Below are 18,451 nucleotides of genomic sequence, written 5' to 3' on the forward strand. Positions count from 1 at the left end.
CAGCATTCATGCGCCTCGTCGTGGTTTCAATAGGCCGGCTGAAGCAGGGCCCGGAGCAGGAGCTGGCCGAACGCTACCGCGAGCGCTTCGAGGACATCGGCCGCAAGCTCGGTTTTCGCGGGCTTTCGATCCATGAAATTCCCGAAAGCCGCGCACGCGACACTGCGACCCGGATATCGGAGGAGGCCGCCGCGATTTCGGCGGCGATACCGGAGAAATCCATGCTGGTGGCGCTGGACGAGCACGGCAAGAACATAGATAGCGCGACCTTCGCCCGGCAGCTCGGCGATTGGCGGGATGAAGGGATTGCCAATACAATTTTCGCTATCGGTGGCGCGGACGGACTTTCGCCCGATTTGCAGCGCAAGGCTAAATTACGCATTGCGTTCGGCTCGGCGACCTGGCCGCATCAAATGGTTCGCGTCATGCTTCTTGAACAGATTTATCGGGCCGCCACCATTCTGGCCGGTCACCCCTACCACCGCGCGTAAGGCACGGTGACGTGAATACAGAGAACGCTGAATAGGCCGGATGCATTCAACGCAGCACATTCATTCATACCCTGGCACCGCCGAGCGCAGCGCGCTGATGTCAGCCGTCTCGCTTCCCCTGATCCTGCTGTCCGCAAGCCTTGCCGTGACGTCGCTTTTGCCGGCGGCCGCGCAACCCGCCGCAATCGCGCAGCAAGCAACTGCCGTTTCGCCTGATGCCATCAAGCAGCGCGAGCAGGAGCTGGAAGCCGCGCGCGAGGAGCAGCGCAAGGCGGCCGAATTGCAACAGAAGCTAAAGGCCGACATCGCCGCGATCGGGCAGGACCGCTCCAAGCTCAACCAGCAACTGATCGACATCGCTACCCAGGTGCGCAGCATTGAAACCCGCATCGGCGAGACCGAGGGGCGGCTGCGCCCGCTGGACGCGCGCGAGCAGCAGGCCCGCGCCTCGCTCGATTCACGCCGCGCTGAAATTATCGAGGTGCTGGCGGCCTTGCAGCGCGCCGGCCGGCGCACGCCGCCGGCGCTGCTGGTCAGGCCCGAGGACGCGCTGCAGTCGCTGCGCACCGCCATGCTGCTCGGCGCGGTCGTCCCCGAATTGCGCGGCCGCGCGGAGAAGCTTGCCGCCGATCTCGGCGAGCTCGTGACCCTGCGCAAGAACATCGCCACCGAGCGCGACATACTTGCGCGGGACCGCGACAGGCTGAAGGACGATTCCATCCGACTGGCGGCGCTGGTGGAAGAACGACAGCGCAAGCAGAGCGCGATCGAAAAGGACATGGAGGCCGAAGGCGCACGCGCCATCAACCTGTCCAGGCAGGTCGACAGCCTGCAGGGTCTGATCGGGAAAATGGAACAGGATCTGAAGAGCGCCGCCAAGGCGGCCGCGACCGCCAGCCTGCAGGGCGCCCCGGCTGCCCCGGGCGGCAAGCCCAATCTGGGAGCATTGAAAGATCCCGCCCGGCTGAGCCCGGCGATCGCCTTTGCCTCCGCCAAGGGCCTGTTCGCCTTTCCGGTCAATGGCCGCAAGATTCGCAATTTTGGCGGTTCCGACGGCGCGGGGGGCGTGGAAAAAGGCATTTCTTTGGCGACGCGCGCCGGGGCTCAGGTCACAACACCGTGTGACGGCTGGGTTGTTTACGCCGGACCCTTCCGCAGCTACGGACAACTCTTGATCCTCAATGCCGGGGGCGGGTATCATGTCCTGATCGCCGGGATGGAGCGGATTTCGGTAAACATCGGCCAGTTTGTACTTACGGGAGAGCCGGTCGCGACCATGGGAACGACGTCCCAAGTCGCATCCATTCTCGCGACGACCGCGAGCCAGCCGGTGCTCTACGTCGAGTTCCGCAAGGACGGCACTCCAATCGACTCAGGCCCATGGTGGGCCGCAAGTGAAGGCGAAAAGGTTCGCGGATGATGCGCAAGACTTCTGTAATTCTTCTCAGCGCCGCCACCGGTGCGGCTTTGACGCTCTTCGTCACGCAGCCTCGTTCCGTGCTGATGGGATCGAGTGCGCGTGCTGCGACGTCGGACACCTACCGCCAGCTTAATCTGTTCGGCGATGTGTTCGAGCGCGTACGCAGCGACTATGTCGAGAAGCCCGACGACTCCAAGCTGGTCGAATCGGCGATCTCGGGCATGCTGACCGGCCTCGATCCGCATTCCAGCTACATGGATGCCAAGAGTTTCCGTGACATGCAGGTGCAGACCCGCGGTGAATTCGGCGGGCTCGGCATCGAGGTCACGATGGAAGACGGGCTGATCAAGGTCGTCTCGCCGATCGACGACACGCCGGCGTCGAAGGCCGGCGTCATGGCCAACGACATCATCACCAATCTCGACGACGAAGCTGTGCAGGGTCTCACCCTCAACCAGGCAGTCGAGAAGATGCGCGGACCGGTCAACACCAAGATCCGTCTCAAGATCATCCGCAAGGGCCAGGAAAATCCGATCGAGGTGACGCTGGTGCGCGACAACATCCGCGTCCGCTCCGTCCGTGCGCGGGTCGAACAGGACGACATCGCCTATATCCGCGTCACCACCTTCAACGAGCAGACCACCGAAGGGCTGAAGCGCGAGATCGGCAACCTCTCGAACCAGATCGGCGACAAGCTGAAGGGCTACATCATCGACTTGCGCAATAATCCCGGCGGCTTGCTGGAGGAAGCGGTCACCGTTTCCGATAGCTTCCTGGAGCGCGGCGAGATCGTCTCGACCCGCGGCCGCAATGCCGAGGAGACCCAGCGCCGCGCCGCTCATTCGGGCGATCTGACCAAGGGCAAGCCGATCATCGTGCTGGTCAACGGCGGCTCGGCTTCGGCTTCCGAAATCGTCGCCGGCGCGCTGCAGGACCACAAGCGCGCGACGCTTGTCGGCACGCGCTCGTTCGGCAAGGGCTCGGTGCAGACCATCATCCCGCTCGGCAGCGGCAACGGCGCGCTGCGCCTCACCACCGCGCGCTACTTCACGCCGTCAGGCAAGTCGATCCAGGCCAAGGGCATCGTGCCCGATATCGAGGTCCTGCAGGACGTGCCGGACGAATTGAAGGCGCGCACCGACACCAAGGGCGAGGCCTCGCTGCGTGGCCATCTGAAGACCGACGGCGACGAGAAGACCGGCTCGCAGTCCTACGTGCCGCCGGACGCCAAGGACGACAAGGCGCTGAAGACCGCCGCTGACCTGCTGCACGGCATCAAGTCGACGGCAAGCAGCGCACCGGCGCCCGGCGACAAGGCAGCAGTCGACAAGCCAGCCAAGGCGGCGAACTGATCATAGCCCCGTAAATTTCCGTGAAGAAAAGGCGGCCTCCGGGCCGCCTTTTTGTTGCGGTTCTGGCCCGTCCGCTGGCCCGGCGAAGCGGCTTTTACGCGCGGCGCAGCGCTCGAATCCGACTCCTCGTGGTATCGTCGGCGAGGTTGATTCGGGGAGGTCTATGACGGAAACGGCCGACGAACTGAGCACGCCGCTTGGACAGAAGACGGAGCGCCAGAAGCGGCGGTTTCGGCTGCCGTTCACCGCGGTGCAGGCGCTGGCCATGCTGCTCGGCCTGTTCCTGGTTGCCTTCCTGACGATCGCTCTGTTTACCGACAATCCGCTGGGTGGTGAGCCCGTCGCCCGCGTCGCATTGCGCGGGCCTGCGGGGGACGACAAGCGGCCGGCGGCTTCCAGCCACACCGAACAGGCCGCAAGAAGTCCGTTACAGCAGGCCCCGGCCGGCGACAATAAGGGTGATAATAAGACCGTCACCATCATCGATGGCTCCAGCGGCAAGCGCCAGGACGTCGTGATCGGCAGCGATGCCGCCGACAAGTCCGGCTCAGACTCCGCGCCGGCAACCGCGATGGCCGGCATTGATCAGCGGCTCCTCGAAAAGTCGCGCTACGGCATGATCCCGGCGGTTGTCGACGGGCTGAAACCCTTCACTGTCTACGCGGCCGACGCCGACCGCACCAAGGCCGCGAAGATGCCGGTGGTCGCCATCGTCATCGGTGGCCTCGGCGTCGGCGCTGCCAAGACGACCGATGCCATCATGAAACTGCCGCCGGCCGTGACCCTGGCGTTTACGCCTTATGGGGCGGATCCCGCCAAGCTGACTGAGCGGGCCCGCGCGCAGCGCCACGAGATCCTGCTGCAGGTTCCAATGGAGCCGTTCGATTATCCCGATAACGACCCCGGCCCGCAGACCCTGCTCACGACGCTGACGTCAGAGCAGAACATCGACCGGCTGTACTGGCACCTCAGCCGGTTCCAGGGCTATGCCGGGATCGCCAATTTCATGGGGGCGCGTTTCACGGCCACCGACACGGTGATGCAGCCGATTATCCGGGAGGCAGCCAAGCGCGGCCTCGGCTATCTCGATGACGGCTCCTCGCCGCGGAGCGCCGCGCCGTCCCTGACGGCAGCCCAATCGATGCCCTTCGCCAAGGCCGATTTCACCATCGATGCCGTGCCGACCTCGGCCGAAATCGACCGGACGCTGGTGAAACTGGAGACGCTCGCCAAGGAGCGCGGACTGGCCGTGGGCGTCGCCTCGGCGCTGCCGGTTTCGATCGAGCGGATTGCCGCCTGGATCAAGACTCTCGAGGCCCGCGGCATCATGCTTGTGCCATTGACAACGGCGATGCTGAAATCAAAATCAGGCTAGACATCAACCTGATGGCAGCAATCCGGGCTCCCTCGGATTGCGCCGCCCCGACCGGTTTGCGGGTGACTTGCTGTAGCTATAGGAGTCCTGACGGAAATGGCGCGCTACGAGGACCTGCCCTACCGGACCTGCGTCGGCATGATGCTGATCAATGCAGCCGGGCTGGTTTTCATTGGCCGGCGCGCTGGCGGCATCGAACATGTCGACGAGTCCCACGTCTGGCAGATGCCGCAGGGCGGGGTCGATCCCGGCGAGGATACTTGGGAGGCCGCCAAGCGCGAGCTTTACGAGGAAACCAGCGTTCGTTCGGTGGAGAAGCTTGGCGAAGTCCCGGATTGGCTGATCTACGACATCCCACGCACGGTGGCCGGCCGCGCCTGGAAGGGCCGTTATCGCGGGCAACGGCAGAAATGGTACGCGGTGCGTTTCACCGGCAAAGATAATGAGATCAACGTCGCCAGCCCCGGCGGCGGGCACAAGGCCGAATTCGTTAGCTGGCGCTGGGAGCCGATGAAGAATCTCCCGAACCTGATCGTTCCGTTCAAGCGGCCGGTCTATGAGCGCGTGGTCAAGGAATTCGCCAGCCTTGCGGGCGCTTAGTGTGGCGGGTCTTCCACGATGTTCCGTCATTCCGGGCTTGCGAAGCATGAACCTGGAATGACGGCGACCGAGATGTCCGACAAACCCTATCGCCCCAACGTGGGAATCGCGCTCTTCAACACCTCGGGTCAGGTGCTGATCGGCCGCCGCTTCCGTGACGACGGGCCGGAAATCATCTTGCCGGGTCTGGAATGGCAGATGCCGCAGGGCGGCATCGACGCCGACGAGAACCCGCGCGATGCCGTCATGCGCGAACTCTGGGAAGAGACCGGGGCGGTCAACGCCGAATACCTCGGCGAGACCGATTGGATGAATTACGAATTTCCGCCGTATGATGGGCCGGTCGACCATCGCTTGGCTAAATTCCGCGGCCAGCGGCAGAAATGGTTCGCATTGCAGTTCACCGGCCGCGACGACGAGATCGACCCGCTGACGCAGCGCAACGGCCAGCCGGCCGAATTCGATTCCTGGCGCTGGGAACGGCTCGACCGTGTCGCGGACCTCGTGGTGCCGTTCCGGCGCGACGTGTACCGGATGGTGGTGCAGCAGTTCGCGGAATTCGCCCGCTAGCGTTCCGTACACGCCGCCACTTGCGATAGCCCAAGATGTTGCGTCCGCGGCTGAACAACTTCAGGCGGTCGCGCGACTTACCCACTGACAGCGACTGCCGCTGCAGCCGAGTTGGCCTTGGAATAGATTGCAACGCCTGATGTGTCGCCTCGCATGAAAGACGTGATCGTGACCAAGCGCCGCCGGAGTTGGGAATGGCGCGTGCAGGACCAGAATGGCAGGGTGATCATGAGGGGACGGGAGCGCACCCGTCCGGCCGCCCGGTATCAGGGTTATCGGACCCTTTTCATGCTGCTGTCGGTCGGCCAGAGGCCGGGCGCCCCGCAAGCTCTCCATTTGGGCCAGAACCGCGAACCAGTGATCGCTCGCGTTCGCTCTGATCGGAACGTCGGAGCAGCGCCGGACGGACGAACACTGGACGGCTTCACCCCCGATTAAGCCTTCGGTCCGTTGGGCCAGCCCAAAATTCTTGAACTCCTCTTGAAACTTTTTTGCCTTGTTCTAATTCGATTTCTGCCGCGGACAGCGGTGCCGGACGCCAGCCTGGTCAAGCAGGCCTCGTTCAAGGATGGTCTCTTGATCGTCGATCTCGTTCGCGAAGTGCCTGACGCGATGAAGCCGCGGCGCATCCCGATCGGCAACGCCGGCGCTTCCCACCAGATCGAGCAGAAGGCGGCTTGAGCCGCTTCGGCAATACCGGCTCGGCGCGTGGATAACCGGCCGCGCGCGGGCCGATGCAAGCAACATCAGCAATCTCTGTAAGGAGGACACCATGGCTTTTCGTAATCTGATTCCTTGGTCGAGAAACCAGGAGCTTGCGCCTACGCGCGACAGCTTCGATCCCTTCTTCACCCTGCACCGGGAGATGAACCGGCTCTTCGACGACGTTTTCCGCGGCTTCGCGACGCCTGCCCGTTTCGGCAGTCCGCTGATGGAAGGTCGCTTCGGATGGCCAAGCATCGAGCTCAACGAAACCGACAAGGAGCTGAAGGTCTCGGCTGAGTTGCCCGGGATGGCGGAGAAAGACGTTCAGGTCGAGATCGCCAATGGCGTTCTGACGCTGCGCGGCGAGAAGAAATCCGAACGAACCGACAATGGCGGAAGATATTTCACCGAGCGCTATTATGGTGCGTTCGAGCGGCAAATCCCGCTCGATGGCGTCGTCGAGGACAAGGCTGAAGCCAAATTCCATGACGGCGTCTTGACCATCACGCTGCCGAAATCCGAACAAGCCCGTTCGGCCGTCAAGCGCATCCCCATCGTCAATCAGTGACGAGAATGGCGGCGGCGCCGTGTGCCGCATGAAAAGACAGATGCCCAAAAAGCCCAGCGCCCGTCACGGGGTGACGAGCGCTGGCGTTATCGGGGCCTTCATTGCGCCCCGGAGCGGTGCCCCGGGGCTTAGTGCATAGCGGTGGCGTTGAGCTCGATCTGGATGCTCTTGAAGTGGTCCAGCCGCTCGATGGCGTGATCGAGTTCGGTGCCTTCCTTCTCGGCGAGCTTGGCTTCCATCTCGGCAATGGTTTCGGCGAACTGCGCGCGGTCGACCTCGGCCATCGAGGTAGCGACGTCGGCCAGCACGGTCAGTCCGTTTTCCGACATCTCGGCGAGCCCACCGAGCACGATGATCTTCTGATGCGCGCCGCCTGACGTGACGGTCAGGATACCCGGGCGGATCGCCGCCACGACCGGCGCGTGACCGGCCAGCACGCCGAAATCGCCTTCCACGCCGGGAACGTCAACCTGATCGACCTCGCCGGAGAAGGCGAGCTTTTCGGGCGAGACGAGATCGAAATGAAAGGTAGCCATGGAGAACCTGCGAATAGCGAATGGCGAATGGCGAGTAGCGAAGGGTGCAGGAAGTAGCGCTTAACTATTCGCTACTCCCTATTCGCCATTCGCCTCTTAAGCTGCCTCGGCAGCCAGCTTCTTGCCCTTCTCGACGGCTTCCTCGATGGTGCCGACCATGTAGAACGCCGCTTCCGGCAGATGGTCGTACTTGCCTTCGCAGAGACCGCGGAAGCCCTTGATGGTGTCGGCGAGATCGACGAACTTACCCGGCGAGCCGGTGAAGACTTCGGCGACGTGGAACGGCTGCGACAGAAAGCGCTCGATCTTGCGGGCGCGGGCCACCGCGATCTTGTCCTCTTCCGACAGTTCGTCCATGCCGAGAATGGCGATGATGTCCTGCAGCGACTTGTACTTCTGCAGCACCTGCTGAACCATGCGCGCGGTCTGATAGTGCTCCTCTCCGACGACGAGCGGGGAGAGCATGCGCGAGGTGGAGTCGAGCGGGTCCACCGCCGGGTAGATGCCCTTTTCCGAAATCGCGCGGCTCAGCACCGTGGTCGCGTCCAGATGGGCGAACGAGGTGGCGGGCGCCGGGTCGGTCAAGTCGTCGGCCGGCACGTAAATCGCCTGCACCGAAGTGATCGAGCCCTTGTGCGTAGTGGTGATGCGCTCCTGCAGCGCGCCCATGTCGGTGGCGAGCGTCGGCTGATAGCCCACCGCCGAGGGGATACGGCCGAGCAGCGCCGACACTTCCGAGCCGGCCTGCGTGAAGCGGAAGATGTTATCGACGAAGAACAGCACGTCCTGGCCCTGGTCGCGGAAGTGCTCGGCGACCGTCAGACCCGTGAGGCCGACGCGGGCGCGGGCGCCCGGCGGTTCGTTCATCTGGCCGAACACCAGCGCGCATTTTGACTTCACGCTCGGATCGGGATTGCGCGGATCGGCGTTGACCTTGGACTCGATGAACTCGTGATAGAGGTCGTTGCCTTCGCGGGTACGCTCGCCGACGCCGGCGAACACCGAGTAACCGCCATGCGCCTTGGCGACGTTGTTGATCAATTCCTGAATCAGCACGGTCTTGCCGACGCCGGCGCCGCCGAACAGGCCGATCTTGCCGCCCTTGGCGTAGGGCGCGAGCAGGTCGACGACCTTGATGCCGGTCACAAGGATTTCAGCTTCGGTGGACTGGTCAGTGTAGGTCGGCGCTTCCTGATGGATGGCGCGCTTGCCTTCGGACTTGATCGGACCGGCTTCGTCGATCGGTTCGCCGATGACGTTCATGATGCGCCCGAGCGTGCCATCACCGACCGGAATTGCGATGGGCTCGCCGGTATCGGTCACTTCCTGACCGCGCACCAGACCTTCGGTAGCGTCCATCGCAATCGTTCGCACGGTGGACTCACCGAGGTGCTGCGCGACTTCCAGCACCAGACGGTTGCCCCCGTTCTTGGTCTCGAGCGAATTGAGAATGGCCGGCAGGTGACCTTCGAACTGCACGTCGACAACGGCGCCCATGACTTGGGTGACACGACCGATCTGGTTAGCTGCGGTGGCCATGAATTGCTCTCCTTCGAAATTCTGTACTTGAACGACCGTCGGTTGGTTCGTGCGCTAGACCGCCTCGGCGCCGGAGATGATCTCGATCAACTCCTTGGTGATCTGGGCTTGACGGGTTCGGTTGTAGACTAGGGTTTGCTTGCGGATCATTTCGCCGGCGTTGCGGGTGGCGTTGTCCATCGCGCTCATCTGCGCGCCGTAGAAAGAGGCGTTGTTTTCCAGGAGCGCGCGGAAGATCTGCACCGCAAGATTGCGCGGCAACAGCCGCGCCAGAATCTCGTCTTCTTCCGGCTCATATTCGTAAGCGGTCGACGGACCGGCATTGGCGGCCGGTTCTTCGACCACCAACGGAATGACCTGCTGGGCGGTCGGGATCTGCGCGATGACGGACTTGAAGCGCGAATAGAACAGCGTGCAGACGTCAAACTCTCCGGCTTCGAACCGTGCCAGGATCTTCTTGGCGATATCTTCGGCGTTGACGAAGCCGAGCTGGCGAACCCCGCGCAGATCGACGTGCTCGACGATCTGCTTCTCGAAGGTGCGGCGGAGCTGGTCGTAGCCTTTGCGGCCGACGCAGAAAATCTTGACGTCCTTGCCCTGGTTGATCAGGGAGAGCGCGCGCTCACGGACCAGACGCACGATCGCCGAATTGAACGCGCCACACAGGCCGCGCTCGCCGGTGCAGACGAGCAGCAGATGCACCTGATCCCTGCCAGTGCCGGCCAACAGCGCCGGAGCGCCGGGCGAGGCGGCAGCAGCAGCGGCAATGTTGGAAATCACCGCATCCATCTTTTCGGCGTAGGGCCGGGCCGCTTCGGCGGCGCTCTGCGCGCGCCGCAGCTTCGACGCCGCGACCATTTGCATGGCCTTGGTGATCTTCTGCGTCGCCTTGGTCGAGGCGATGCGGACCCGCATGTCTTTAAGTGAAGCCATTCTCAGTTCACCCCGGCGATCCGGTGTCTGGCACCCGACCGCAAGCCACTCTTTCGTCGGGCCCGACTATCCGCCGGGCCGCAACGGCAAATCATCAAGAAAACGTCTTGGCGAAACCTTCGACCACGCTCTTCAGCTTGCCGGCGAGATCGTCGGAAAGATCGCGGCTGTCGCGGATGCCGTTGAGGATATCGGCGTTCTTGCCGCGCAGCAGCGACAACAGGCCGTCCTCGAAGGCGCGCACCTTGTTGAGCGGAAGCGGATCGAGATAGCCGTTGGTGCCGGCCCAGATCACGCAGACCTGCTCTTCCATCTTCAGCGGCGAGAACTGCGGCTGCTTCAGCAGTTCGGTCAGGCGCGAGCCGCGGTTGAGCAGGCGTTGCGTCGAGGCGTCGAGGTCGGAGCCGAACTGCGCGAACGCCGCCATTTCGCGGTACTGCGCCAGCTCGCCCTTGATCTTGCCGGCGACCTTCTTCATCGCCTTGGTCTGCGCCGAGGAGCCCACGCGCGACACCGACAGACCGACGTTCACCGCCGGACGGATGCCTTGGAAGAACAGGTCAGTTTCCAGGAAGATCTGACCGTCGGTAATCGAAATCACGTTGGTCGGAATGTAGGCCGACACGTCGTTGGCCTGGGTTTCGATGACCGGTAGCGCCGTCAGCGAGCCCGAGCCCTGGTCCTTGTTGAGCTTCGCCGCGCGCTCGAGCAGGCGGGAGTGCAGGTAGAACACGTCGCCCGGATAGGCCTCGCGGCCCGGCGGGCGGCGCAGCAGCAGCGACATCTGGCGGTAGGCGACGGCCTGCTTGGACAAGTCGTCATAGATGATGACCGCGTGCATGCCGTTGTCACGGAAGTACTCGCCCATCGTGCAGCCGGTGAACGGTGCGATGTACTGCATCGGCGCCGGGTCGGAGGCGGTGGCGGCGACGACGATCGAATATTCCAGCGCGCCCTGCTCTTCCAGCACCTTGACGAACTGGGCAACGGTCGAGCGCTTCTGGCCGATCGCGACGTAGACGCAATACAGCTTGATGTTCTCGTCCGGCTGCGCGTTGAGCGGCTTTTGGTTCAGGATAGTGTCGAGCGCGATCGCGGTCTTGCCGGTCTGACGGTCGCCGATGATCAGCTCGCGCTGGCCGCGGCCGACCGGGATCAGCGCATCGATCGCCTTGAGGCCGGTCGCCATCGGCTCGCTCACCGACTTGCGCGGAATGATGCCGGGCGCCTTGACGTCTACGCGCTTGCGTTCGGCGGCCTGGATCGGGCCCTTGCCGTCGATCGGGTTACCGAGCGCGTCGACGACGCGACCGAGCAGACCCTTGCCGACCGGCGTGTCGACGATGGCGCGGGTACGCTTGACGGTCTGGCCTTCCTTGATCTCGCGGTCGGCGCCGAAGATCACGATACCGACGTTGTCGGTTTCGAGGTTCAGCGCCATGCCGCGGGTGCCGTTCTCGAACTCGACCATTTCACCGGCCTGGACATTGTCCAGACCGTAGACGCGGGCGATACCGTCACCGACGGACAGCACCTGCCCGACTTCGGTAACCTCAGCCTCCTGGCCGAAATTCTTGATCTGGTCCTTGAGGATCGCGGAAATTTCCGCGGCGCGGATGTCCATCAGCCTGCCTCTTTCATCGCGTGCTTGATCGAATTGAGTTTGGTGCGAAGCGAGCTATCCACCATGCGGCTGCCGAGCTTGACCACAAGGCCGCCAATGATGGAGGGATCGACTTTCACGTTGAGCGCGACGTCCTTGCCCGTCACCGATTTCAGTGCGGTCTTCAGCGCGTCGAGATTCTTGTCACTGAGCTGTTCGGCGACGGTGACGTCGGCGGTCGCCTCGCCCTTGAACTTGGCCACCAGCGCGCGGAAGGCGCGGATCACATCGGCCACGGCGAACAGCCGGCGGTTGGCGGTCAACACTTTAAGGAATTTGGCGGTAGTGCCGGTAATTCCGGCCTTGTCGAGCAGGGCATTGAGTGCCTTGGCCTGCGCATCTGCCGAAAAGACCGGACTGCGGACGAGGCGCTTGAGATCGGCGCTTTCGTTCAGCATGGCCTCGAATTTATCGAGATCGGTTCTTACCGCGTCGACGGATTTCTCCTCGCGCGCCAACTCGAACAAGGCCGTAGCATAACGGCCGGACACTCCCGAAACGGACGGATCTTCAGCAGCCACAGAGTCGCTCTTTTCAGATGTCAAACTCGCAAGGGAAAAACCGTCGCCACGGGTAGCGGCGCCTAGCGATCCAAGCCCTTGGAATTCAAGCGGGACTTCGATTTTCGACCGGCACGAGAGGTGCCGGGATCGTTAAAATCGCGGCTTTGCTAACATAGCAAGCGCGCAGGTGCAACATGACGGCGCATGCGGGCGATGCCTTGTCGCACGTCAATTTTCAGGCCCGGTCGAATGCAGCTTGATGGGGGATCAGCGCGCCGGAATTTTGACTCCGGCGGTTGCAGCGATCTGGAGCGGTCCCCGACCAGCCGATTTGTTCCACCCGTATTTGCATGGCCGCTATGACCGGTGGCGTTCGGAACGAATCCGGCAGCTCGCCTCCATTTGATCATTACTTGCGCAAATCTTTACTCGATGTGTGATGACTGTATTGTTAAGTAATAATGAGTATTGAATTGGTTAAAAGTCTATTAACTTGCAAGATTACGGAATATCGTTCAACGGTAACAAGATATGTCCGCCCGATACATTCCCGATTTACTGCCCAATTCATGCCTCATTGCCTCATCAAACGGCCCCCTGAAGTTGGGACGGGGGTTCCATTTGTCACGTATGTGGCAAATACTATCTGAGGGACTAGTTTAATGTTGCATACCAATAATGTGGTGCCGGGAACTCTAACCCGGTCGCGTACGGCGCTCGCCTTGATCGCCGCAACTCTCCTGGTCGGTGGCGCCGTCACCGAAGCTTCTGCAAAATCCAGGCATCATCGTCATCACCACCATCACGCCAGCAAGGCCAAGGCCGCCGGCAACTGGCTGGACGCCAATGCCTCGATCGGCTCCCAGAGCGCCGGGCGCGGCTTCTCGGGAAAGGCCTCCTTTTACGGCAATGAATCCGGCAGCAAGACCGCATCCGGTCAGCGCTTCAACCAGAACGCCATGACCGCGGCCCACCGCTCGCTGCCGTTCGGCACCAAGCTCCGCGTCACCCATCGCGGCCAGAGCGTGATCGTCACGATCAACGACCGTGGCCCCTTCATCAGGGGACGCGTGCTCGACCTGTCCACGGGTGCTGCCCGGGCCATCGGCCTGACCGGCGCCGGCGTCGGCCACGTTACCGCCGAGGTCATCTAAGGCGCGCGATCGCGCGCCGTTTTCCGGTCCATCAGATCGCGTAAGCGTTGCGTAACCGTCGCGGAACTTTCCGCGGCAACAAAGGCCTGCCGTCGCAAATGACGGCAGGCTTTTTTGTTTACCCTCCCCTGGAGGGGGAGGGTCGGCACGGATCGAGCGAAGCGAGATCGGTGACGGGGTGGGGTGATCTCTCCACTCGGGCACTGATCGAGGGGATGGACCGTCACCCCACCCCGCCGCGCGTTACACGCGCGTCGACCCACGAGCGAGCTTTGCTCGTCTCGGACCCCTCCAGTGGAGGGTGCAGACAGGCTCACAAAAAGCTCTGCGGATCGACGTCGACTTCGAGTTTGAGATTGCCCTTGGTCTTCGGACCAGCGGCGAGCCACTCGCGCAAATATTCCGAGAGGTCGACATTGCGCAGCGACTTCACCAGGATCCGGAACCGATAGCGGCCCTTGATCACTGCAAGCGGCGCTTCGGCAGGTCCCAGCACCTGGATGCGCTCGTCGATCGGCGCCACAGCGGCAAGGCGGCGCGCAAAGCCTTCCGCGGTCGGCCGGTCGCCTGCTGAAATGATCAGGCTGGCGAGCCGGCCGAACGGCGGATAGCCGGTGCGCTCGCGGGAGTCGATTTCGCTGGCGTAAAACGCCTCACGGTCGTTAGCGACCAAGGCCTTCATCACGGGATGTTCGGGCTGATGGGTCTGCAAGTACCCGACGCCGCGTCCCTGATCGCGCCCCGCACGCCCGATCACCTGATTGAGCAGTTGGAACGTGCGCTCGGCAGCGCGCGGATCACCATTGCCGAGCCCCAGATCCGCATCGACCACGCCGACCAGGTTGAGCCGCGGGAAATTATGACCCTTCGCGACCAGTTGCGTGCCGATGATGATGTCGACGCGACCTTCGGCGATTTCGTTCAGCTCGCTGCGCATGGTCTCGATCGAGGTGATGAGATCGCTCGACAGCACCATGGTGCGCGCTTGCGGAAACAGCGCAGCCGCCTCCTCCTGCAGCCGCTCCACGCCCGGACCGACCGCGACCAGCGATTCCTCGGCATGGCAGTGCGGGCAGATATTCGGGCGCGGCATCGAGAAACCGCAATGGTGGCAGACCAGGCGCTGGCGAAACCGGTGGTCCACCAGCCAGGCGTCGCAGATCGTGCAGGCAAAGCGATGGCCGCAGGCGCGGCATAGCGTCAGCGGCGCGTAACCGCGGCGGTTCAGGAACAACAGCGCCTGTTCGCGTTTCTCGATCGCGAACCGAATTTGCTCGGCGAGCGGCGGCGAGATGAAGCGGCCTCGCGGCGGCGGAGCACGGCGCAAATCGATCGCTTCGATATGCGGCATGTGTTGGCCGCCGAAGCGGGACGGCAGCGCAACGCGCTGATAGCGCCCCTTGCGCGCGTTGACCTCGCTCTCGACCGACGGCGTCGCGGACGCCAGCACGATCGGGATCTTGGCGATATGCGCGCGCACCACTGCCATGTCGCGAGCGTGGTAATGCGCGCCGTCATCCTGCTTGTAGGCCTGATCGTGCTCCTCATCGACAATGATGAGACCCAGGTCCGCATAGGGCAGAAACAGCGCCGAGCGCGCGCCGACCACGACCGGAGCTTCACCCGCCGATATCGCCGCCCAATTGCGCTGCCGTGTGCGCGGCGTCAGTTCGGAGTGCCATTCCAGTGGACGAACGCCGAAACGTTGGGCGAAGCGGTCGAGGAATTGTCCGGTCAGCGCGATCTCCGGCATCAGGATCAGCGTCTGCTTGCCGCGCCGGACAGCTTCCGCGATCGCCTCGAAATAGACTTCCGTCTTGCCCGATCCGGTGACGCCGTCGAGCAGCGCGACGTGGAACGTGCCGTTGGCGGCGAGCGTGCGCATCATGTCGACCGCCGCGCGCTGCTGGTGGGAAAACTCCGGCTGGGCAAAGGACGGATCGGGCGCAGGCGGCGCCAGTGGCGGCGGCATCGCCTCTATGGCGAGGGTTCCCTCATCGACAAGGCCGTCGACCACGCCTGAGCTGACGCCCGCCTCCCGCGCCGCATCCGACTTGCCGTGCAGCAGGCCGTCCGACAGCACCTCGATCAGCCGCCGCCGCGCTGGCGTCAGGCGCTGTGGCGCTGGGCCTACCAGCCGCACGCCGAGGCGCATCCGTTCGGGCCCGAGATTTTCGCCCATCCGCAAGGCCATGCGCAGCACCATGCCGCGCGCGGACAGCGTGTAGTTGGCGACCCAATCGACGAGGCTGCGCAATTCCTCTTTGAGCGGCGGCACGTCGAGCTTTTCGCCGACGTCCTTCAGGCGGTTGTGCAGGCGCGGATCGGGATTGGCATTCTCCGCCCACACCACCGCCACCACCTCTCGCGGCCCGAGCGGCACGCAAACGACATCGCCCGCCTTCAGCTCCAGGCCGCGCGGCACGCGGTAGGAATAGTTCTGATTGAGCGCGACCGGCACCAGCACGTCGACGACGCGGGTCGACGAGGCCGATGAGCTGGTTTGGCGGGTGGCGTGGTCCATCAGGGGAATCAGGGCTTGAGGTATCCGGAGCGAAGCTAGCGCCGCTCCGGCCGGTTAGCGAACGGTAAACGAAAGAGGTGCGATATAATGCGCTGAGTCACCGTCTCCAAGGCAGGTTCTCAAGACAAGCTCTCAAGACAGGCTTTCGAAGGCAAGGATGATGGCCAGGGAAGTTCCGGCACTGCAAGCGATCGAGCTCGAATGCGCCGACGACGGCCTCGCGCGGGAGATGACGCGCTGGCTGACGCATCTGCGCGCCGAGCGGCGGCTCTCGCCGAAGACGCTCGAAGCCTACGCCCGCGACCTCCGCCAATGCCTCACCTTCCTTGCCGAGCATTGGGGCGAGAAGGTCACGCTGAAACGATTTGCGGCGCTGGAAGCTACCGACGTCAGGGCTTTCATGGCGATGCGTCGTGCCGACGACATCGCCGGGCGCTCGCTGATGCGGGCGCTGGCTGGCCTGCGTTCGTTCGGCCGCTACCTCGAACGGGAGGGCAAAGGCAAGGTCGGAGCTCTGTCCGCGATCCGCGCGCCCAAAATTGCAAAAAGCCTGCCGAAGCCGATCCAGATGGCCGCCGCCAAGCGCTTTGCCGATGCCGACGAGCGCGCCGGCGAGGAACGCGATCCCTGGATTCTGGCGCGCGACGCCGCGGTGATGGCGCTGCTTTATGGATCAGGCCTGCGCATTTCCGAAGCGCTGGGACTGAAGCGCCAGGACGTGCCAAGACCCGGCGAAGGCGACGTCATTATCGTCACCGGCAAGGGCAACAAGACCCGCATGGTGCCGGTGCTGCAAAACGTGCTGGCGCTGATTGCCGATTACGTTGCGATGTGTCCGCATTCATTGCCGCTGGGCGGCCCGATCTTCGTCGGCGCGCGCGGCGGGCCGCTTTCACCGCGCATCATCCAGCTCACCATGGAGCGGCTGCGCGGCGCGCTCGGCCTGCCCGACAGCGCCACCCCGCACGCGCTGCGGCATTCCTTTGCCACCCATCTGCTCAGCCGCGGCGGCGATCTGCGCGCGATCCAGGAGTTGCTCGGCCACGCCTCGCTCTCGACCACGCAGATCTACACCGGGATCGACAGCGAGCGGCTCCTGGAAGTGTACCGCACCGCGCATCCGCGCCGATGAGTTTCAGCGCTCGGCGCCGACATACTCCCGTCACATCGATGGCCTCTTAGCTTGCCTCTTGCGCTCATGTTGCGGTTCCGGCAATCGTGCGCGCGCCAACCGACAGGAGGGGAATAAATGGGCGCACATGAAAGCATGGAGCATGCGGAGCATGCCGAGCACGCTTCGGGATCGAACAAGAAGATCGCGCTGCTGATCGCGGTAATCGCCCTGTTTCTGGCGCTGTCGGAAACGCTCGGCAAGGGCGCACAGACCGAAGCCATCAGCAAGAATGTCGAGGCTTCGAATCTCTGGGCATTCTTCCAGGCCAAGAGCATTCGCCGCACCGTGGTGCAGGCGACCGCCGAACACGCCAAGCTCAGCCTCGGCACCGTCGGCGACGATACCGCAAAGGCGGCGCTGCAGAAGCAGATCGACGACTGGAACAAGACTGCGCAGCGCTATCGCTCGGAGCCGGAGACCGGCGAAGGTTCGGAAGAGTTGGCAAAACGCGCCAAGCACGCCGAGCACGAGCGCGACGAGGCGACCGCAAAATATCACCACTACGAAATCGCGTCAGCCGCCTTCCAGATCGGCATCGTGCTGGCATCCGCCACCATCATCACCGGCATGATCGTGCTGGCCTGGGTCTCCGGCATATTGGCGATCGCCGGCATCGGCATCACCGCGCTCGGCCTCTACGCGCCGCATCTGCTGCATTTGCATTGAGCGCGCGTCCCTCTCGTCATCACCCGCCTTGTGCGCAATTGCGCACTGGGGCGGGTGATCCAGTACGCCGCCGGTCAGCTCAAGCACGACCTTCTCTGGGATACTGGATTGCCCGGTTCAAGCCGGGCAATGACAGTGAAGAACTACCGCGCTTCGTGTACGCTCTTGCGGAAGCTCGCGATCGTGCGCAGCATGCGCGATGACCAGCTATTGCCGTCGCCGCGCAAAATTTCCCGGATGCGCTGCTTGATTGGATCGACTAGGGCGGCCGCCTTGGCGCGCATCGTCATGATGAATTCATAGATGTTCTTGAACCACGCCATTTGCAGCAGCTTCGGCCGCGTCACGTCGAAGATGAACGCGGTGACGCCGACGCCGAGGAATTTGCCTGATACGATGACGATGGCGGCGCTCACCCAATATTCATTCGCCAGCAGCCACAAGCCGACCAGCTTGAGCGGAAACAGCAGAATCACCGGCACGGCAAATACGATCAGCGTCATCGCCGGCGACAGCGCATCGACCCGATCGGACAGCCATTGCTTGGAGGCGCGAAGCGGAATCAGCGCAACGATGCGCTCGACGATCGGCTCGAGATGATCCCACAGCCATGCTTCGATCAGGAAGATGACCGCAAGCAGGACCCAGAACGGCTGTAACAGGCGGCGCATCATCGAT

The 18,451-nt window shown here is 63.4% G+C and carries 19 protein-coding genes; 12 read left to right on the top strand and 7 right to left on the bottom strand.

Annotated elements, in window-relative coordinates:
- Positions 1 to 8 precede the first annotated feature (8 nt).
- The 9 genes from rlmH to V1277_RS13145 all read left to right on the top strand — a co-directional run bounded on the left by rlmH (position 9) and on the right by V1277_RS13145 (position 7,081).
- Positions 9 to 491: a 23S rRNA (pseudouridine(1915)-N(3))-methyltransferase RlmH gene (rlmH, locus tag V1277_RS13105; RefSeq protein ID WP_028348523.1), complete on the top strand. Its 483-nt coding sequence runs from the start codon at positions 9 to 11 to the stop codon at positions 489 to 491.
- A 40-nt stretch (positions 492 to 531) separates the two neighbouring features.
- Positions 532 to 1,911, top strand: coding sequence for a murein hydrolase activator EnvC family protein (locus V1277_RS13110; protein WP_442894480.1), 1,380 nt, complete (start codon positions 532 to 534; stop codon positions 1,909 to 1,911).
- Entirely contained in the window at positions 1,908 to 3,263 is a 1,356-nt protein-coding gene (locus tag V1277_RS13115) for a S41 family peptidase (RefSeq protein WP_334371995.1), read from the top strand. Before V1277_RS13110 ends, V1277_RS13115 begins: the two co-directional genes overlap by 4 nt.
- A 163-nt stretch (positions 3,264 to 3,426) precedes the next feature.
- Entirely contained in the window at positions 3,427 to 4,638 is a 1,212-nt protein-coding gene (locus V1277_RS13120) for a divergent polysaccharide deacetylase family protein (RefSeq protein WP_334416501.1), read from the top strand.
- A gap of 96 nt (positions 4,639 to 4,734) precedes the next feature.
- Entirely contained in the window at positions 4,735 to 5,238 is a 504-nt protein-coding gene (locus V1277_RS13125; RefSeq protein ID WP_334371991.1) for an RNA pyrophosphohydrolase, read from the top strand.
- A gap of 57 nt (positions 5,239 to 5,295) precedes the next feature.
- Positions 5,296 to 5,808, top strand: coding sequence for an RNA pyrophosphohydrolase (locus V1277_RS13130; protein ID WP_334416502.1), 513 nt, complete (start codon positions 5,296 to 5,298; stop codon positions 5,806 to 5,808).
- A gap of 153 nt (positions 5,809 to 5,961) precedes the next feature.
- Positions 5,962 to 6,246, top strand: coding sequence for a hypothetical protein (locus V1277_RS13135; protein ID WP_334416503.1), 285 nt, complete (start codon positions 5,962 to 5,964; stop codon positions 6,244 to 6,246).
- A gap of 90 nt (positions 6,247 to 6,336) precedes the next feature.
- Positions 6,337 to 6,489, top strand: a complete 153-nt coding sequence (locus V1277_RS13140; RefSeq protein WP_442894481.1) for a hypothetical protein — start codon at positions 6,337 to 6,339, stop codon at positions 6,487 to 6,489.
- A gap of 91 nt (positions 6,490 to 6,580) precedes the next feature.
- Positions 6,581 to 7,081 (top strand): Hsp20/alpha crystallin family protein, encoded by a 501-nt coding sequence (locus V1277_RS13145; RefSeq protein WP_334416505.1) that lies wholly within the window; start codon positions 6,581 to 6,583, stop codon positions 7,079 to 7,081.
- A 128-nt stretch (positions 7,082 to 7,209) separates the two neighbouring features.
- Here the strand turns inward: V1277_RS13145 and V1277_RS13150 are convergent, their stop codons facing one another.
- The 5 genes from V1277_RS13150 to V1277_RS13170 form a co-directional block, all read right to left on the bottom strand.
- Positions 7,210 to 7,617 carry a F0F1 ATP synthase subunit epsilon gene (locus tag V1277_RS13150; protein ID WP_334371984.1) on the bottom strand — a complete coding sequence of 136 codons (408 nt, stop codon included), beginning with the start codon at positions 7,615 to 7,617 and terminating at the stop codon, positions 7,210 to 7,212.
- 96 nt (positions 7,618 to 7,713) lie between these two features.
- On the bottom strand, positions 7,714 to 9,156 hold the full coding sequence (gene atpD / locus V1277_RS13155; protein ID WP_028348512.1) for a F0F1 ATP synthase subunit beta: 1,443 nt from the start codon (positions 9,154 to 9,156) through the stop codon (positions 7,714 to 7,716).
- Between the two features lie 54 nt (positions 9,157 to 9,210).
- On the bottom strand, positions 9,211 to 10,089 hold the full coding sequence (locus V1277_RS13160; RefSeq protein ID WP_334416506.1) for a F0F1 ATP synthase subunit gamma: 879 nt from the start codon (positions 10,087 to 10,089) through the stop codon (positions 9,211 to 9,213).
- Between the two features lie 94 nt (positions 10,090 to 10,183).
- Complete coding sequence (gene atpA / locus V1277_RS13165; protein WP_334416507.1) at positions 10,184 to 11,713, bottom strand: F0F1 ATP synthase subunit alpha; 1,530 nt, start codon at positions 11,711 to 11,713, stop codon at positions 10,184 to 10,186.
- On the bottom strand, positions 11,713 to 12,273 hold the full coding sequence (locus V1277_RS13170; protein ID WP_334416508.1) for a F0F1 ATP synthase subunit delta: 561 nt from the start codon (positions 12,271 to 12,273) through the stop codon (positions 11,713 to 11,715). Before V1277_RS13170 ends, atpA begins: the two co-directional genes overlap by 1 nt.
- Positions 12,274 to 12,917: 644 nt before the next feature.
- Here V1277_RS13170 and V1277_RS13175 point away from each other — a divergent pair.
- Complete coding sequence (locus V1277_RS13175; protein ID WP_334416509.1) at positions 12,918 to 13,409, top strand: septal ring lytic transglycosylase RlpA family protein; 492 nt, start codon at positions 12,918 to 12,920, stop codon at positions 13,407 to 13,409.
- Between the two features lie 313 nt (positions 13,410 to 13,722).
- Here V1277_RS13175 and V1277_RS13180 read toward each other — a convergent pair whose 3' ends face one another.
- The gene (locus V1277_RS13180) at positions 13,723 to 15,933 is read right to left on the bottom strand and encodes a primosomal protein N' (protein ID WP_334416510.1); all 2,211 of its coding nucleotides are present in this window, start codon (positions 15,931 to 15,933) and stop codon (positions 13,723 to 13,725) included.
- Between the two features lie 160 nt (positions 15,934 to 16,093).
- Here V1277_RS13180 and V1277_RS13185 point away from each other — a divergent pair, with 160 nt between their 5' ends.
- Positions 16,094 to 17,065: a tyrosine recombinase XerC gene (locus tag V1277_RS13185; RefSeq protein WP_334416511.1), complete on the top strand. Its 972-nt coding sequence runs from the start codon at positions 16,094 to 16,096 to the stop codon at positions 17,063 to 17,065.
- Between the two features lie 117 nt (positions 17,066 to 17,182).
- Positions 17,183 to 17,773, top strand: a complete 591-nt coding sequence (locus V1277_RS13190; protein ID WP_334416512.1) for a DUF4337 domain-containing protein — start codon at positions 17,183 to 17,185, stop codon at positions 17,771 to 17,773.
- A gap of 143 nt (positions 17,774 to 17,916) precedes the next feature.
- Here V1277_RS13190 and V1277_RS13195 read toward each other — a convergent pair whose 3' ends face one another.
- Entirely contained in the window at positions 17,917 to 18,447 is a 531-nt protein-coding gene (locus V1277_RS13195; RefSeq protein WP_334416514.1) for a hypothetical protein, read from the bottom strand.
- Positions 18,448 to 18,451: the final 4 nt, after the last annotated feature.

It is taken from the genome of Bradyrhizobium sp. AZCC 1588 (assembly GCF_036924735.1).
In the GTDB taxonomy this organism is placed as follows: domain Bacteria; phylum Pseudomonadota; class Alphaproteobacteria; order Rhizobiales; family Xanthobacteraceae; genus Bradyrhizobium.

Bases quoted from the DNA above. Each gene is read 5' to 3' on its own strand.
- V1277_RS13130 (WP_334416502.1), top strand. From the start codon at position 5,296: ATGACGGCGACCGAGATGTCCGACAAACCCTATCGCCCCAACGTGGGA.
- V1277_RS13190 (WP_334416512.1), top strand. From the start codon at position 17,183: ATGGGCGCACATGAAAGCATGGAGCATGCGGAGCATGCCGAGCACGCT.
- V1277_RS13125 (WP_334371991.1), top strand. From the start codon at position 4,735: ATGGCGCGCTACGAGGACCTGCCCTACCGGACCTGCGTCGGCATGATG.
- V1277_RS13120 (WP_334416501.1), top strand. From the start codon at position 3,427: ATGACGGAAACGGCCGACGAACTGAGCACGCCGCTTGGACAGAAGACG.
- V1277_RS13175 (WP_334416509.1), top strand. From the start codon at position 12,918: ATGTTGCATACCAATAATGTGGTGCCGGGAACTCTAACCCGGTCGCGT.
- V1277_RS13160 (WP_334416506.1), bottom strand. From the start codon at position 10,089: ATGGCTTCACTTAAAGACATGCGGGTCCGCATCGCCTCGACCAAGGCG.
- V1277_RS13195 (WP_334416514.1), bottom strand. From the start codon at position 18,447: ATGATGCGCCGCCTGTTACAGCCGTTCTGGGTCCTGCTTGCGGTCATC.
- V1277_RS13110 (WP_442894480.1), top strand. From the start codon at position 532: ATGCATTCAACGCAGCACATTCATTCATACCCTGGCACCGCCGAGCGC.
- rlmH (WP_028348523.1), top strand. From the start codon at position 9: ATGCGCCTCGTCGTGGTTTCAATAGGCCGGCTGAAGCAGGGCCCGGAG.
- V1277_RS13115 (WP_334371995.1), top strand. From the start codon at position 1,908: ATGATGCGCAAGACTTCTGTAATTCTTCTCAGCGCCGCCACCGGTGCG.
- atpD (WP_028348512.1), bottom strand. From the start codon at position 9,156: ATGGCCACCGCAGCTAACCAGATCGGTCGTGTCACCCAAGTCATGGGC.
- V1277_RS13145 (WP_334416505.1), top strand. From the start codon at position 6,581: ATGGCTTTTCGTAATCTGATTCCTTGGTCGAGAAACCAGGAGCTTGCG.
- V1277_RS13180 (WP_334416510.1), bottom strand. From the start codon at position 15,933: ATGGACCACGCCACCCGCCAAACCAGCTCATCGGCCTCGTCGACCCGC.
- atpA (WP_334416507.1), bottom strand. From the start codon at position 11,713: ATGGACATCCGCGCCGCGGAAATTTCCGCGATCCTCAAGGACCAGATC.
- V1277_RS13185 (WP_334416511.1), top strand. From the start codon at position 16,094: ATGGCCAGGGAAGTTCCGGCACTGCAAGCGATCGAGCTCGAATGCGCC.
- V1277_RS13135 (WP_334416503.1), top strand. From the start codon at position 5,962: ATGAAAGACGTGATCGTGACCAAGCGCCGCCGGAGTTGGGAATGGCGC.
- V1277_RS13150 (WP_334371984.1), bottom strand. From the start codon at position 7,617: ATGGCTACCTTTCATTTCGATCTCGTCTCGCCCGAAAAGCTCGCCTTC.